The sequence below is a fragment of the Rhizobium sp. NPDC090279 genome (assembly GCF_044769665.1).
Classification (GTDB): domain Bacteria; phylum Pseudomonadota; class Alphaproteobacteria; order Rhizobiales; family Rhizobiaceae; genus Rhizobium.
In genome coordinates this window covers 99,124-114,250 of sequence record NZ_JBIVYI010000004.1, presented here as the reverse complement: position 1 = coordinate 114,250, position 15,127 = coordinate 99,124, and the positions used below count along the sequence as shown (strand labels likewise).

Below are 15,127 nucleotides of genomic sequence, written 5' to 3'. Positions count from 1 at the left end.
CTGTCTCAGCTCAGGCGGCCAGCGGCGTGGGCCAGCATCGTGTAGACCTTGCCGGTATCCGAGGTGAGATAGGATTGCGTGACGGTTTTGTCGCGATCGGTGCGAGCGACGTCCGTGAGCAGCTTTTCGAAGTCGGCGATGTAGCGATCGACTGCGGTGCGGAATTCCGGCTCGCGGTCGTACTTGCGCTTGATTTCGTCGAAGGTCTGCTGACCCTTGAGCGTGTAGAGGCGGCGGGTGAACACGTCGCGCTCGCCGCGCTGATAACGGCGCCACAGATCGACCGAGGCGTCATGATCGATGGCGCGGGCGATATCGACCGAGAGCGAGTTTAGCGACTCCACCACATGGCGCGGATTGCGCGCAGCGGGAGCAGGTGCCTGTTCCGCCGGTGCCTTCGGCGCCGTCTGGCGGGCCGGCTGCAGGCCGGCGTTTTCATCACGCGAAGCGCCGCGCAGCAGATCGCTGATCCAGCCGCCGCCGGCTGCTTCCTGGCGAGCGGGCGCTGCCGTCTCGACCGGACGCTGCGGCTGAGCCGCCGGACGCTCTGCCGGGATAGATCCACGCAAGCCGAGGGACTCGATCGAGGGCTGCTGCGGCTGCGGTTGCGGAGCGGGCCGCTGGGCAACAGGTTGCTGTGGAGCGGGCTGTTGCGGAGCGGGCTGGTGTGGCCGCGACGCGACGGCTGCCGGGGCAGGCGCAGGTGCTGCGGGTTGCGGGCGCGGGGCGGGCTGCGCATCGACCAGAGCGCGGGCTGTAGGCTCGGAAATCTCCAGCTGCTGTGTCGAGCGGCCAACGATCTGGGAGATATCCTGCAGGGCCTTGATCTGTTCGGCGACGGCGCGGCGCATGGCTGCGGCGCTTTCCTTTGCTTCTTCCGGAAGGTCAAAGGCACCGCGCTTCAGCTCGCTGCGGGTCAGGTCGAGTTCGCGGCGGATATCGCCGGCCGAGCGGCGAATTTCGTCCGTCGCACCGGCGAAGCGGCCGATGGCGTCATCGACTGCGACGCGCAAGGTTTCGCGCAGCTGCTCGGCGGCCGTGTCGGAGGTCTTCCCGGCATCGGCGAGCATCTGCTCGACTTCGGAGAGCGAAGCCGTCAGGCCACCACGCAGGCGATTGGTGAGATCGCCGGAACGGCGCTCGGCATTGGCGAATGTGCTTTCGACAGCCTGGCTCGCTTCCTCGCCGGCCCTGTTCAATGCCCCACGCATGTTTTCCGCCGCATCCTCGGCGCGCTTCTCGGCGTCGGAGAGAACCCGGCCGATATCGGCGAAGGAAGACTGCACGCTCTGGCGCAGATTGCCGGTGACCTGGTTCGAGCGCTGCTCCGCGCGGTCGAAGGCTGTTTCCACCATCGAGCCAAGGGCACGCATGGTGTTCTCGATCTCTTCCGAGCGCTGAACGAGGCCGACTGCCAGGTTTTGCAGTGCCGTTTCGCGTTCTTCCAGCGTCGATACGAGGTTCGACTGGGCAGCGCCCAGAAGCTGGGAGGCCTGCGACAGCACCTTGGAATGATCGTCGAAGCGACCGACGATGCTGCCGACCTGCGACAGGGTCTGGCCGGTGATTTCCGACAGCTTGTCGACCTTGCCTTCGAGGAGGCGGCTGGACGCCGAAACCATCTCGCCGGCCTTGGCCGCGGACTCGGCAAAGCGTGTCGAGGTTGCTGTCAGGCGATCGTCGACGTTTGCGAATTCGGTCGCCGCGTTGGACAGCAGACCGGCGATCGCCGAGTTGTTGTCCGCCAGGCGGGCGATGATGCCGTTGACGCTCGCAAGCAGGTTGTTTTCGAGCGCGCTGACCGTGCTGACCGCATGCTCGGTGCGCGACGAGATCGCGTTGATGAGGGCGGTGTTTTCGGCGCGCAGGCGCTCCGTGCTTTCCTGAGCCGCCGCCGAGATGAGGGCTGCCGCTTCCTGACCCGTTGCCGCATAGCGGTCGACGATCGGGCGGGCCTTTTCGTCGATGAGGCGCGACAGCTCGGTCGAACGTCCGGCGAGCATCGAGTTCAGCTCGCGGGTGCGCTCGTCGAGCGAGGTGCGGATTGAGGAGCCGCGTGCTTCCAGCGCCTTGTCGACGTCGGTAAGCGTGGCGTCGATTTCCCGGGCACGCTCTTCCAGCGATGTGCGGATCGCCGTGCTGCGCTCGTCGAGTGCGCGCTCGACCTGAGCCATGGTGGAGGCGATCTGTTCGCTGCCACCGGTCAGCGTGTTGCGAATGGCGGCACCGCGCGCTTCCAGCGACTGTTCCGCCGAAGACAGGGCCTGCGAGATCGTATTGACCTGATTGCTGACGAGGCCCTCGGCTTCGGCGACCTTGTTGACGATCGCATTGCCTGCTTCGGAGAAGGTCTGGGCGACGGCCGCAGCCTGGCTTGCCAACCGGTTCTGCGTTTCCGAGACGCGGTTGACGAGATCATTGGAGCGCTCGGTCATGGCGCGAGCGAAGGCATCGCTGTGGCCGCCGAGGTTTTCGGCGAACTGCTGGCCGGTATTGGCAAGCAGATCGGCCGTGCGCGTCGCTTCGGTGTCCATGCCCTGAGCGGCATCGGCCACTGCTGTGCGCAGCGTTGTGGCGAGATTGGCGGCCTTGCCTTCGATCGTGCGGTTGACGGCTTCCAGGCCGACATTGAGGGCGCGATCCATGGTCGAAAGGCGCTCTTCGATGCGGGCCGAGGCGTGGCTACCGCTGTCGTCGATCCTTGCCGCACCGGTCGCCAGCGTATCGGAGAGGCGATTGCCGGCGGCATCGACCTGGGCGGCAACGCCGGTCACGCCTTCGTGGATACGGTTTTCAAGAGCAGACAGGCTGGCTTCCACCCGCGAGCCGGTCTCGGCAAAGTGGTTGGTCATGCCGTCGATCGACTGGTTGAGGTTGGACGAGAAGGTCTCGGCCGAGCGCGCGATGTCGCCGGCGGCCTGCTGGATACGGCCGGCAATATCGCCCGCACCGCTGTTCAGGCGCTCTTCCAGAGTCCGTGCGCTGGTGTCGATGGTCTGGCGCAGCGAAGCCTCGCGATCTTCGAGCGACATCTCCAGCATGCTGGCGCTGGTGGCGATCGACGTGCCGATGGCGGTCGCTTGTTCCATCAGCGTGTTGTCGATCTGCGCATGGGCGTCGCGCAGAGCAAGGTTGATGGCGCTGCTGCGGTCTTCCAGCGTCGAGCGCATGCGCTCATAGGCCGAGGCGAGGTTCTGATCCATCTGCGACAGACCGGCACCGAGGGTGTTTTCGAGCTGGCGAGTGGTGCTGCCGAGCACGGTCTCGACGCGATCGCTGTTGCTGCCGAGCATTTCGGACAGGGCGTCCGTATGCGCGGTCAGCGAGCGATCAAGGCGAGCCTGATTCTCGCTGTAGGCGGCGCGGATAGCATCCGCCTTGTCGCCAAAGGCGCCGGCGACGCGGGATTCCGCGCCGGAGACGCTATCGAGAAGCGCGTTGGCGCGCTCTTCCAGAGTGCTCTCGAAGCGGTTCTGGTTTTCGGCGAGCGAAATTGCAAAGGCCATGCTCTTGTCGTCGAGCGTGTTGGTCAGTGCTTCATGGCCGCTGGTGACGGTGTGGGCAATGGCCTTGGCGCTATTGGTAAGAGTGTCTTCGAGCTTCGCTTGGTTTTCCGAAAGGGCGATAGCCAACGCCATCGTCCGGTCGTCCAGGCTGTTGACGATCCTGTCGTGGGTGCCGGCAACGGTTTCGGAGAGTGCGTCCAGTCGGTTCGATACGGCATCCTCGAGCCGCGACTGGGTGTCGGAGAGCGAAATGGCAAGAGCCATCGCCTTGTCGTCAAGTGCGTCGGCAAGAGCATTGTGGTTGCTGGTAAATGCGTTGTTGATCGCCTCGGCGCGGTTGGCAAGCGTCGCCTCGAGACGTGACTGCCCGGAGGTCAGCGCGGCAGCGAGGGCACTGGTCTTGCCGTCGAGCGTATCGGCAACGCGTTCGGCGTGGCCGGAGACGGTATCCTCAAGACGGGCCTGAGCTTCCGACAGCGCGATGGCGAGCGCCATCGTCTTGTCGTCCAGCGTGTTGCCGACACTTTCCGCATGGCCGGAAACTGCGTTTTCAAGGCGGGCCTGGCTTTCGGAAAGAGCAATGGCCAATGCCATCGTCTTGTCGTCCAAGGTGTTCGCAACGCTTTCTGCGTGCCCGGCAATAGTGCTCTCCAGGCGCGATTGAGTTTCACTGAGCGCAATGGCGAGCGCCATCGTTCTGTCGTCGAGCGCTTCGGTCAAAGCATTATGGTTGCCCGCAAATGCCTTGATGATCGCCTCGGCGCGGTTGGCGAGGGTTTCTTCAAGGCGAGACTGGCCGGAGGTCAGCGCGGCGGCGAGGGCACTGGTCTTGCCTTCGAACGTATCGGCGACGCGGTCGGCGTGACCGGCAACCGTTTCTTCCAGACGGGCCTGGCTCTCGGAAAGCGCGATGGCGAGCGCCATCGTTCTGTCGTCGAGGGCGTTGGTGACGCTTTCGGCATGACCGGAGACGGTGTTTTCCAGACGAGCCTGACCTTCGGCAAGCGCACGCGCCAATTCCTTGGTCTTGGCATCCAGCGTGCCGGCAACATGTTCGGCGTGCCCGGAAACGGTGTCTTCCAGGCGGGATTGGCTCTCGGCAAGCGCAATGGCAAGCGCCATCGTCTTGTCGTCGAGCGTATCGGCCAGCTTGCCATGGGTATCGGCCATGGCGGTGTTGATGGCATCGGCGCGGCTCGCGAGCGTGTTTTCCAGGCGGAGCTGGCTCTCGGCCAGCGAAATCGCGAGCATGGAGGTGCGCTCGTCGAGGGCGGCGGTCAGATGTTCGTGGGAGCCGCTGACCGCGCTGGTAATCGCTTCCGAACGCTCGGCAAGCGTCTGCTCGAAACGGGACTGGTTGTCGGCCAGAGCGCCGAACAAGGCGTTGCTACGAGCCGCCATGACGGCATCGACGCGTTCGTGCGCGGAACCGAGCGCCTGGGTGATCTCGCTCGTGCGGGCAGAGAGCGTATTGTTGATCTCGTTGGCGCGGCCGGTGAAGGCCGAGGTGAGCTCTTCCGTGCCGCTTTGCAGCGCGGTCGAGACCTCCCGCGTAACGCCTTGCACGGCCGAGGTGAAGGCGCCGGCATGTGAGGCAAGCGTGGTGTTGAATTCGCTCGTGCCCGAAGTCAGGGCGGAGGAAATGCCTGTCGTTGCGTTCTGCAGCGCGGCGGTGATCTCGTTCGCCCTGGAGCCGATCGCGCTTTCCAGCACTTCCTGGCCGGTTGCCAGCGTCGTTGCCAGTGCGAAGGACTGGTCGGTCAGATGCGAACCCAGGCGGTCGATGCTTGACGTCAGGATGCCTTCCAGCGCGTCCGAATTGCTACCGAGCGACTGGTTGATGCGGGCAAGGCTTTCAGAAAGCTTGGTGTCCAGGCTGCCGGCGCGCTTGTCGAAGGCCGAAGTGAATTCCGATACGCGTTCGTCGAAGGCCGTCGAAAGCTGTGCGATCGTCGACTGGAAACGCTCGTCGAAGAAGCCGGAGCGCAGGTCGATATCCATGATCGCGTCATCGGCCGTCGACTGCAGGCTCTGACGGAAGGTTGCGCCCTTTTCGTCGAGCGCGGTGTTGAGGCGGGACAGAACATTGTCAAGCGTGCCCGTAATAGACCGCTCGCCGCCGGTGAGGCTTTCGCTGATTTCACGGGTACGCGCAACCAGCGTTTCGTTGAGCTGGCGCGCACGTTCGTTCAGCGCGGAGTTCAGCTTCTCGGTGTTCGCATCGAGCGTCGAGGCGCGGGTTTCGAACTGGCCGAGCAGCTCCTTGCCGCGGTCGGCAAGGGTCGACGACAGGGATTCCAGGCGTGTATCGAATTCGTGGCTGAGAGCGAGGCCCGAGGCATTCAGGTTCTGCAGCAGGTTGTCGGTCTTGGCGGCAAGCAGAGTGCCAAGGGCCTGGACGGCGGAATCCGACTTCTCCATCAGGGCGGCTGCGCGCGTATCGATCATCGATGCGAAGGCTTCGCCCGAGGTGGAGAGGCGCACCGCGATTTCTTCCGTCGCCAGCGACAGGTCTTCCTTGATCTGATCGTGGACGCCGGCGATCGACGAGCGTATCCGCTCGGCGTGGTTGACGATGGCGTCGCGCTCGGTGCCCAGCTCATGGACGAGGCCGCGCACGCGCAATTCGTTGTCGGCGTAGCTGCGCTCCAGCGCATTGACTTCGCTGTGGACGAGGGTCTCAAGCTCGGTGGCGCGCGCAATGGTGCGCTCGATGCCTTCGTTCATCGCCGAGACTTCGCGGCGAACGGCCTGGCCGACGGTCATGATGCGCTCGGACGCGATCGTTTCCGGCTCGACGAGGCGCAGGGCAACTTCCGCCATGGAGCGGGCCGCGTTGCGCATGTCGTGCGCACGCGAAATCATCATGCCGAAAGCATAGAAGAGCAGTACCGGAACGACGATGCCGACGATGCAGGCGATGACGCCTGGCAGGGCGGCAAGATCCGCGATCGAGTGGATATTCCGGATCTGGGTGCCGTAAAGCATGAAGGCGAGGCCGGCGCCGCCGATGATCCAAAATAGCGAAAAGATCGTGGCGTTTCGCACCGCATGGCTCTGGGAGGCTCCGTCGAGCGCCCTCAATATGCTTGCGGAGCTCGCCCGGCTGCCGTCATTGGCGGCCGCAAGGTTCGGGCTCTTCGGCGCCTCGGCAGGACGGGGCGGGGCGGCGGGGGCGGCGGTGCTGCGGGCGCCACCATTCTTGCGGGCGGTATCATCCCTGGTCTGCTTTATCGGCTGTTTCGGCGGTTCAGACACTTTTTGCTCCGGGACATCGGGCGTAGCGCCGCTGCGAGACTCCAAGCTCTCGTCACTGAAATCGATCTGCAAAGCTTCGTCCAATGCCTGAAAGGCCTTGTCCTCGACCGACTCGATGTACTTTTTGTTCGCCATGCGGTTACGCCTCGTTACAACTCACTCGGGCTTGCCGTGCCTTTTCCGATAATTCCGCCGCGTCCGGAAAAGACGAACCCTGCCTCCCGTGGGGTCCTCCGCCTTCGGTCAACACCGAGCTTGGATTTCCCATTACATTTCAGGGTGGATAACTGGTTTTTCAAACGGATGTTATGAAAACATTACCATCATCCACTTCCTGGGCAAAGGCATGTGCCATCTACCCAATTTACTAGTATCGTAGTGACACATTCCCCCAGTCATGACAATTAATTCCACCTTAAAGACAGTGGATCGTTAAGGCGCCATTAACCCTGTTTGCCTGTTCAAAGCCATGAAAAGCCAAGATTTTGAGCATGTTTAACGCACGTTAACCATGTCCGGAGTTTTCGGCCCTCAATGTGCCAAAATTTAACTGGATGGCCATGCCCGGGCCGCAACTATGCGGCAGGTTCCTAAAACAGTCATAGATAAAAGACGAGAGCATTGGCACATGGCAGCTTTGAACATCGCGTTTGAATCTCCGGACAATTCGCGGGGCGCGGCCCCATCGCGGGAGCGGGCGATCGATCTCGTTCATCTCGGCAAGCAGACGATGGGCGACAAGGCGCTCGAAGTCGAGGTGCTGCAGATGTTCGCACGGCAGGCTCGTTCGTGCCTGCAGGAGATCGGCAGCGGCGATCCCAAGCGCATAGAGGCAGCATCGCACAAGCTGAAGGGCGCCGCGAGCAGCGTCGGCGCTTTCCGCGTGGCGGATGCGGCGGGAGCGCTGGAAAGCAATATCGGCGATGCCGCACGCATGGCGGCGGTCACCAGCTGCGTCATCGAGGCCGAAAACTTCATTCTGAAGCTTTCGCGCTGAACCGATCCGTTCAAAAATAACCGAAGCGCATCCTTGCGCCGCCAGACGGGTGCAACCGTTTCGGCGGCGCAAATGTTGACTGCCCCAGCGATTTGTTGGAAGTAAAATTCCGATCGTCCTTCATTCACGAAATATCGGAATTCACCCACATGACCAAATTGACCATCGTCGCCTTCGACGGCACACGCTTTGACCTCAATGTCGACGAGGGCTCGACCGTGATGGAAAATGCCGTGCGCAACTCCGTTCCCGGCATCGAAGCGGAATGCGGCGGCGCGTGCGCCTGTGCCACCTGTCATGTCTATGTCGACGAGGAATGGACCGAAAGGGTCGGCAGCCCGGAAGCCATGGAAGAAGACATGCTCGACTTCGCCTTCGACGTGCGCCCGACTTCGCGGCTCTCCTGTCAGATCAAGATGAAGAGCGCGCTCGACGGGCTCGTCGTGCATGTGCCGGAGCGCCAGGCCTGACGCCTCGTCTCCAGCGTGCAGCCGCTGCTGATCCGTTGCCGATATCGGTGGAAAATCTCGTCGAACGTCCAGCGCCCAAAAAGATGCCCCGCTCAGCTGGTGCAGCGAGCGAGGCGAGGCGGGCGCATCACCACAGGCAAGGGAGGAAACACCTGCGGCTTGAGGACGCGCCAGGAGAACAACTTAGCGCATGCTTTAAAAAACAAACCCCAACTGCGCCGAAGAGCGAAAAAACCCGCCGCCGCAGGTACTCAAACTGGTCCTTTTGCGACACTCGCCCGGCAATGTTCGAATCAACCAGTGCGTTTGTCTCTGTAATTGATAGGAAAAACCTATTTCAGATTCTCGTAAAGTTCAAAGAGCGACGAGATCAGACGATTCACAGGATATAGTGACCGTTTTCCCACAATTGACGCTTGCTCTGTCGCCATCAGGGCGGAATGGCGGCTTCGCGACCTATTGCCGGCTACGATAGTGGAGCAGCCTCTGCATCCGGCTGGGGAAGTTGATCGCTTCGATGCGGTCGAAACGTGCCTGATCGGCATCGTGCCGTGCGGTTTCCCGCTCGGTCACTTCGTTGGCCTTATCCTGGAGCGCATCGCAATTGCTGGCGGATGGCAAAGACAGGATCTGCCGTTCCATTTCTCGCGCATGCTGGCGAGCGATCTCGACATGCCGATCCTCGTGGCGACGGATATCGGCGGCTAATGTGTTCCAGATCATGGATAGCTGCTTGGTGGCATGTCGCCGGTCGCGCCAGCGCGGCAGGATGATTTCCGTATCCACCGTGATCTTGACGTCGGAAATGCGGCAGCGCCCGTTCGCTTCGCTATAGGTCGCATTGCCGCCGAAGCGGATTTTCGTTGCGCCGGGATGGTGGCTGCTGGACCCCATGGCCAGGGGACCGCGCTGGTTCAGGGCTGCGTCGAGCTCGTCGGCGGTGTTGCCCTTGATGTCGAAATAGGAAATGGACTTGCGGGCGATAACCTCGGCATCGGCGACGCCGGGTAGGCAGAACACGAGCAGCAAGGCACAAGAAAGACTGAACTTATGGGATGCAAGCGGCATTCGTGTCGCTACCATGTTGAACTTCCGTGAACCTTGCGGCATAGCCACTGTGAGCGCAATATCAAGCGCAAGGTTTTTTCCTTTTCAATGGGATGGGACGGTTCGTGACGGAACTTCGCAGCCAAATATGGCATGTCGCGCATGGCCGGAGCATCGAGCTCGGTGGGCGGAGCGTCATCATGGCTATCGTCAATGTGACGCCGGATTCCTTTTCCGACGGCGGGCATTATGAAGCCGTCGATGCGGCGGTTGCCCATGCGCTGGCTTGCGTCGAGGAAGGTGCCGGCATCATCGATATTGGCGGCGAATCAACCAAGCCAGGTGCTGCCTCCGTCAATGCCAGCGAGGAGCAGGGGCGGGTGCTGCCCGTCATCGAAGCCTTGCGCAGCAAGACCGACGCGCTGATCTCGGTCGATACCTATCGTGCCGATACGGCGCGGCTGGCGATCGGGGCGGGCGCGCATATCGTCAACGACGTCTTCGGTCTGCAACGCGAACCTGATATTGCAGCGGTGGCGGCGCAAACGGGTGCCGGGCTCTGCATCATGCATACGGGCCGTGACCGGCAGAAGCTGCCTGACGTGATCGGCGATCAGGTTTTCTTTCTCAATCGCTCCCTGGAGATCGCCGCAACGGCCGGCGTCGACAGGCAGACTATCGTGCTCGATCCAGGCTTTGGCTTTGCCAAGGAGAATGCCGAGGAGAATCTGGAGCTGATGGCACGTTTCAATGCCCTGCTGCGTTTCGAGCTGCCTTTATTGGTCGGCACCTCGCGCAAACGGTTCGTCGGCACGATAACGGGTCGCGACGCGGCAGATCGCGATGTCGGCACGGCCGCCACCAGCGCGATCCTGCGACTGCAGGGGGCCGCGATATTCCGCGTGCATAATGTCGCAATCAACAGGGACGCGCTGGCGGTTGCGGATGCTATTCTCAGGACACGCGCGAGACTTAAAGCATAATGCTCGAACCCAGGGAGCGGTTTTCAGACCCGATCGTGCCTGTTCGAAACGGAGAGACGCCATGAGCGCTGTGACATATACTATTACCCTGCAGAATTGCGCCTTCTTTGCCCGACACGGCGTTCATGACGAGGAGGAATTCCTCGGCCAGCGCTTTTTCGTCGATGCCGAGCTCGATGTCGAAGCCGGCGACGCGCTCGAGCGCGATTCGATCGACGATACCGTCAACTACGGTATCGCCTTCACCGTCATCGAGGAGATCGTGACTGGACGCCGCCGCTATCTGATCGAAGCGTTGGCGCTCGATGTGGCAAAGGGGCTATGCCGGCGTTTTCCGAGTATCCGACGCGCCAAGATTACGGTGCGCAAGCCCAATGCCCCGGTTCCGGGTGTCCTCGATTACGTGCAGGTGAGCGTTGAGCATTTTGCCTGAAGGTGTATCAGTGCGGGCGACGCTCGGTCTGGGCGGCAATCTGGATAATCCGGTCCGTGCCATGGCGCTCGCCTTGCGGACGCTGGATCAGCGCGCCGATTGCCAGATAGTCTCGGTGTCGCGGCTTTATCGCACGCCGCCCTGGGGCAAGACCGACCAATCCTTCTTTTACAATTCCTGTGCGGCCATCGACACCACGCTGGCGCCGGAGGAGCTGCTCGAAGTGTGCCTCGATATAGAGCGGCAGATGAAGCGGGTTCGGATCGAGCGCTGGGGGCCGCGGACGATCGATATCGACGTTCTGACCTATGGAGATCTGGAACAGGCCGAACCGCTGCTCACCATTCCGCATCCGCGAATGGTCGAACGTGGTTTCGTTCTGATGCCGCTTGCCGATTTTGCCTCCGGCCTTGTGGTGAAGGGCCGTGCCATCAGCGAATGGTTGCGAGATGTCGATGTTGAAGGCATCGAGATCGCGGACGAAGACCGCGACTGGTGGCGGACAGCCTGAGCTCAGTTACACAAAAAGAGAGGCCGGCAGCTTGCCGGCCTCTCTTTTTATCAATTGAGGTATGAGACTTACTGGATCGATCCGACGGCCATCTGGTCGACGTCGGCGCGCTTCAGGGTAACGCCGATGACCGGCACCATCTGTTCGCCGACCTTCACCGAGATGGTGACGTTCATCGATTTGCTGTCGGGAACGCGGGCGATCATGGCGCCGTTCAACTTCTGGCGGTTCAGTCCGAGGACGACGGTGTTGTCGTTGACCGTGCCTGACGTGACGTCGAGGCCCTTGCCGGCTGCGCCATCCAGGAACTTTCCGCTGTAGGAACCGCCGCTCTGCGTAATTTCGGCAGACATCGGCTGCTGGAAGACGCCGACGCGGCAGGTGCCGTCAAGCTTGACGCCCGCATTGCCGTTGTCAGACGGCTTGCCCGTCAGGTTGCAGGTGAATTTCGTGCCCTTGTACTTGCCGGCGACGATTTCGCCAGGGCCGCTCCATGTGCCTGATATCGACTGGAAGAAGGCCTTGTCGCGGGGTGCCGCGTCGGCTGATTGCGCCCAGACGCCGGTGGTGATGGCTGCGGCGGCAAGGCTGCTTACAAGAAGAAATCGACGCGAAAACATGGACATTCCCTAGCGAGGCGAGACCGTGAAACTGGTTGTCACTTTTGCCCGAGAATGGTTAATGCTTGGTTTCCGGAGCGTCAAAGTCCCTAATTTGCAGGTCATCACGCTGGATTGCGGCCCGTGACGTTCGGCGTGAGGTCGCCGGCGAAATCGGTGATGCCCGGCCGCTTGAGCGCCTTGAACGGAAGCGGCCGGCAGAGATCCATCGCCGCTATCCCGATCCTCGCCGTCATCATGCCGTTGACGACGCCTTCGCCAAGGCGAGCGGACAGTTTCGATGCCAGACCATGGCCTATCAACTGCTGGACAATGCTGTCGCCGACGGCGATGGAGCCGGTGACGGCGAGATGGGCGATCACATCGCGCATCAGCCTGACCATGCCGAGCGTGCCGGGTCTGCCGCCATAGAGTTCGGCCATGGAGCGAACCAGTTTTGCCGCTTCATAGAGGACGTAGAGAATATCGACGAGGGCACGCGGACTGACGGCGGTCACGACCGAAACTCGCTTCGAAGCGCCGAGAATCAGCGCTCGCGCCCGGCGGTCCAATGGGCCGAGAAGCTCGCGTTCCGCGAGGTCGATCAGCTGCGGCGCATCGATGATGTCGTCTTCCGCCGCCTTTAGGGTCGCCCGGCCTTTTGCCGTATCAGGGTTCGCTTCCAGAAGGGTGCAGAGACGCTTGACCAGCGCTTTGGCGCGGGCCGGTCGGGTCTCGACGATGGCGGCTTCCGCCTCGGCCTTGATGGTCTGCACGGCGGCGAGCCGCATGATTCCCGCCGTCTCGCGGATGACGATGGCAAGCACGGCCAGAATGCCGACGGCAACGACCGTAACGGCAGTGTAACCGAGCCAGTCGGCCCGGCTGAACAGATCGCGAATGAGCTGATCCGTCCAGAGGCCAAAGGCGAGCGACACCAGGATTCCGAGCGCGCCGAGCGCCACCTTGCCGAAGGAAAATCCCTTGCGGCGAGGCTTGGCAATGGCGTTTCCGTCCGAATCACCGCCGAGGGCCGGATTGATGAATGGATCTTCCGCGTCGGGCGTGAGCACGATGTCGGTGCCGAAGCTCTGCGGCTTGCGTATCACGGGCGAGACAGCCTTTGTGCTCGCCTCTTTTCTGGAGCCCTCCGGTTCCAGCGTGAAAGCGGCGGGGCGTCGGTTGCCGTTCGGCTCGTTTTCGGTCGATTTCGTCATGCGAGACGGTCTCCGAACAGGAACTGCATGGCGCGGTCGAGGCGGATATGCGGCACCGAAAGCTTGATGCCTTCGCCGGTTTCGTCCAGCTCCGGCGGGCGGAACCGCACGACATTCACCTCGGGCAGATTGACCTTAGCCCCATTCGATTCAAGGGCTTCGAACAGCCAGCGGGGATTTTCCGGGAGGTCGCCGGGGAAGACCGCCGTCTTGCGATTGCCGTCGAATATCTCGTCGGCAATGGTTTCCCCGTCCATCGGTGTGCCGACGATGACGGGAAGGATCTGTCCGTCGCGGGTCACGGTTGCCTCGCGGGTCGCGCGCACCGAGGCGATGGCCATGACATCGATGCCGGCACCCGCCATACCGATGCGCTCTATGGCGCGGTCGACGAGACGGCGCGTCAGTGCCTCCAGCCGATCATGACTTTCATGATGGAGATGGTCGGCCTTGGTGGCGGCAACCAGCACGCGGTCGATGCGGCGGCCGAGCAGAGAGGAGAGAAGCGAGTTGGTGCCGGGGCGGAAGCAGGCCAGCACGTCGGTCAGCGCGCGCTCCAGATCCTGAACCGCCTCCGGGCCGCGATTGATGGCCTGCAGGGCGTCAACGAGAACGATCTGCCGGTCGAGGCGGGCGAAATGCTCGCGAAAGAAGGGTTTGACGACGACGGTCTTGTAGGCCTCGTAGCGCCGCTCCATCATCGCCCATAGCGATCCCTTAGGCGCATTGCCCTCAGGCGGCAGCTTCAGCGGCGCGAAGGTGAGGGCAGGTGAGCCGTCGAGATCGCCCGGCAAGAGGAAACGGCCGGGCGGCAGCGTCGAGAGCGAGCGCTCGTCGGATTTGCAGGCTTTCAGGTAGTCCGCGAAGGCCGTCGCGAGGTCGCGTGCCTTCATTTCATCCGCAGGCGCGGCGATATCGGCCGCTTCCGTCATCACCAGCCAGTGACGGGAGAGTTCGGCGCGAATGCCGGTATTCGCGAGCGCCAGGGTTTCCCCGCTGAAGGTGCGGAAATCCTTGGCGAGCAGCGGCAGGTCCAGCAGCCATTCGCCGGGATAATCGACGATGTCGATCGACAGGCGCCCGGGCGAAAACAGGCGGTTCCAGCCGCTGGCGCTTTGGTAATCCAGCGTGATGCGCAGCTCGGAGATCGCCCGCGTCGAATCCGGCCAGATGCGGTCTTTGACCAGCGCGCGAATATGATCCTCATACTGAAAGCGCGGCACCGCGTCATCGGGCTGCGGCTCGAGGCGAACGGCGGAGACGCGACCGGATTGCACCGGCTCGAACAGCGGCAGGCGGCCGCCATTCAGGAGATTATGCACCAGCGAGGAGATGAAGACGGTCTTGCCCGAGCGGGAGAGGCCCGTGACGCCCAGACGGATTGTCGGGTTGACGAGGCCGGCGGCGCGATCGGCAAGATTGTCAAAGGCGATCAGAGCGTCGTCGGTAAAAGAGGTCAGGCTTGGGGGCAAGGCGAGGTCCCTGGATGGCAGCGTGACCGTGAATATAGGGATGGAAGCTTGCGCCGAAAAGATGAGCGGATATGTGTCTCCAATCAGCGGCGAGGGCGGCGGCTCATGTCGGCGAAGTCGCTATTCGGTGACAAAATCGGTCAAGACCCAGCCCGACGGTGTCGGGTCGATTACGGCAAGGCCGGCCGTGGGGAAGCCGCGTGGAAGAGCATCGGCCAGGGCTTCTTGCCCGATCAGAGCGGCGAGCGTTAGCTCGATGATCGGGTTATGCGCGACCAGCATGACCGAATCCTGATCGGTCTGCGCCGAGATGAGCGACAGGTAGATCTCCCGGGAGCCATTGTAGAGGGCGTCGACGAAACGGAACTCCGTCGACGGTGTGACGGCGCGGCGCATGGCCTCGGCAGTCTGGCGGCAGCGCAGGGCGGTGGATGAAATGACGAGGCTCGGCTTGTAGCCCTTGTCGACCGCTTCCTCCGCGACGATCTCCGCCGCCGCATAGCCATTGTCGCTCAAGGGACGGTCGAAATCCTTCTGTCCGGGTGTGGCCTGCCGGGCCTCCGCATGACGCAGAAGATAGATCCTGGAAGGAGGCGGCGAAATGCTGGTCATGGCAAGATCCCGAAGCTCGATT

11 protein-coding genes are annotated in these 15,127 nt (G+C 62.5%); 5 read left to right on the top strand and 6 right to left on the bottom strand.

What is annotated here, in order from left to right; all coding sequences use genetic code 11:
* Positions 1-5: 5 nt before the first annotated feature.
* Positions 6-6,899 (bottom strand): hypothetical protein, encoded by a 6,894-nt coding sequence (locus tag ACIQWP_RS11245; protein ID WP_402786439.1) that lies wholly within the window; start codon positions 6,897-6,899, stop codon positions 6-8.
* A 493-nt stretch (positions 6,900-7,392) separates the two neighbouring features.
* On the opposite strand from ACIQWP_RS11245, the gene ACIQWP_RS11240 reads away from it, so the two are divergent.
* Positions 7,393-7,761: an Hpt domain-containing protein gene (locus tag ACIQWP_RS11240; RefSeq protein ID WP_402786436.1), complete on the top strand. Its 369-nt coding sequence runs from the start codon at positions 7,393-7,395 to the stop codon at positions 7,759-7,761.
* A 149-nt stretch (positions 7,762-7,910) separates the two neighbouring features.
* On the top strand, positions 7,911-8,231 hold the full coding sequence (locus ACIQWP_RS11235; RefSeq protein ID WP_402786433.1) for a 2Fe-2S iron-sulfur cluster-binding protein: 321 nt from the start codon (positions 7,911-7,913) through the stop codon (positions 8,229-8,231).
* Between the two features lie 456 nt (positions 8,232-8,687).
* Here ACIQWP_RS11235 and ACIQWP_RS11230 read toward each other — a convergent pair whose 3' ends face one another.
* Complete coding sequence (locus ACIQWP_RS11230) at positions 8,688-9,299, bottom strand: DUF922 domain-containing Zn-dependent protease (RefSeq protein ID WP_402787568.1); 612 nt, start codon at positions 9,297-9,299, stop codon at positions 8,688-8,690.
* A 92-nt stretch (positions 9,300-9,391) separates the two neighbouring features.
* On the opposite strand from ACIQWP_RS11230, the gene folP reads away from it, so the two are divergent.
* The 3 genes from folP (at position 9,392) to folK (ending at position 11,205) form a co-directional block, all read left to right on the top strand.
* Positions 9,392-10,261, top strand: coding sequence for a dihydropteroate synthase (gene folP / locus ACIQWP_RS11225; protein ID WP_402786430.1), 870 nt, complete (start codon positions 9,392-9,394; stop codon positions 10,259-10,261).
* Positions 10,262-10,322: 61 nt separating this feature from the next.
* The gene (gene folB / locus ACIQWP_RS11220; RefSeq protein WP_402786427.1) at positions 10,323-10,694 is read left to right on the top strand and encodes a dihydroneopterin aldolase; all 372 of its coding nucleotides are present in this window, start codon (positions 10,323-10,325) and stop codon (positions 10,692-10,694) included.
* Positions 10,687-11,205 (top strand): 2-amino-4-hydroxy-6-hydroxymethyldihydropteridine diphosphokinase, encoded by a 519-nt coding sequence (gene folK, locus ACIQWP_RS11215; RefSeq protein WP_402787565.1) that lies wholly within the window; start codon positions 10,687-10,689, stop codon positions 11,203-11,205. Before folB ends, folK begins: the two co-directional genes overlap by 8 nt.
* A 68-nt stretch (positions 11,206-11,273) precedes the next feature.
* Here the strand turns inward: folK and ACIQWP_RS11210 are convergent, their stop codons facing one another.
* The 4 genes from ACIQWP_RS11210 to ACIQWP_RS11195 all read right to left on the bottom strand — a co-directional run bounded on the left by ACIQWP_RS11210 (position 11,274) and on the right by ACIQWP_RS11195 (position 15,105).
* Entirely contained in the window at positions 11,274-11,825 is a 552-nt protein-coding gene (locus tag ACIQWP_RS11210; RefSeq protein ID WP_402786424.1) for a hypothetical protein, read from the bottom strand.
* 104 nt (positions 11,826-11,929) lie between these two features.
* Positions 11,930-13,021, bottom strand: a complete 1,092-nt coding sequence (locus ACIQWP_RS11205; protein WP_402786421.1) for a YcjF family protein — start codon at positions 13,019-13,021, stop codon at positions 11,930-11,932.
* The gene (locus ACIQWP_RS11200; protein WP_402786418.1) at positions 13,018-14,493 is read right to left on the bottom strand and encodes a YcjX family protein; all 1,476 of its coding nucleotides are present in this window, start codon (positions 14,491-14,493) and stop codon (positions 13,018-13,020) included. Before ACIQWP_RS11200 ends, ACIQWP_RS11205 begins: the two co-directional genes overlap by 4 nt.
* 120 nt (positions 14,494-14,613) lie before the next feature.
* Positions 14,614-15,105 (bottom strand): SixA phosphatase family protein, encoded by a 492-nt coding sequence (locus tag ACIQWP_RS11195; RefSeq protein WP_402786415.1) that lies wholly within the window; start codon positions 15,103-15,105, stop codon positions 14,614-14,616.
* Between the last annotated feature and the right edge of the window lie 22 nt (positions 15,106-15,127).

Coding starts and splice junctions, on each gene's coding strand:
- ACIQWP_RS11205 (WP_402786421.1), bottom strand. CDS start 13,021: ATGACGAAATCGACCGAAAACGAGCCGAACGGCAACCGACGCCCCGCC.
- ACIQWP_RS11240 (WP_402786436.1), top strand. CDS start 7,393: ATGGCAGCTTTGAACATCGCGTTTGAATCTCCGGACAATTCGCGGGGC.
- ACIQWP_RS11210 (WP_402786424.1), bottom strand. CDS start 11,825: ATGTTTTCGCGTCGATTTCTTCTTGTAAGCAGCCTTGCCGCCGCAGCC.
- ACIQWP_RS11230 (WP_402787568.1), bottom strand. CDS start 9,299: ATGCCGCTTGCATCCCATAAGTTCAGTCTTTCTTGTGCCTTGCTGCTC.
- folB (WP_402786427.1), top strand. CDS start 10,323: ATGAGCGCTGTGACATATACTATTACCCTGCAGAATTGCGCCTTCTTT.
- ACIQWP_RS11245 (WP_402786439.1), bottom strand. CDS start 6,899: ATGGCGAACAAAAAGTACATCGAGTCGGTCGAGGACAAGGCCTTTCAG.
- folP (WP_402786430.1), top strand. CDS start 9,392: ATGGGACGGTTCGTGACGGAACTTCGCAGCCAAATATGGCATGTCGCG.
- ACIQWP_RS11195 (WP_402786415.1), bottom strand. CDS start 15,105: ATGACCAGCATTTCGCCGCCTCCTTCCAGGATCTATCTTCTGCGTCAT.
- ACIQWP_RS11235 (WP_402786433.1), top strand. CDS start 7,911: ATGACCAAATTGACCATCGTCGCCTTCGACGGCACACGCTTTGACCTC.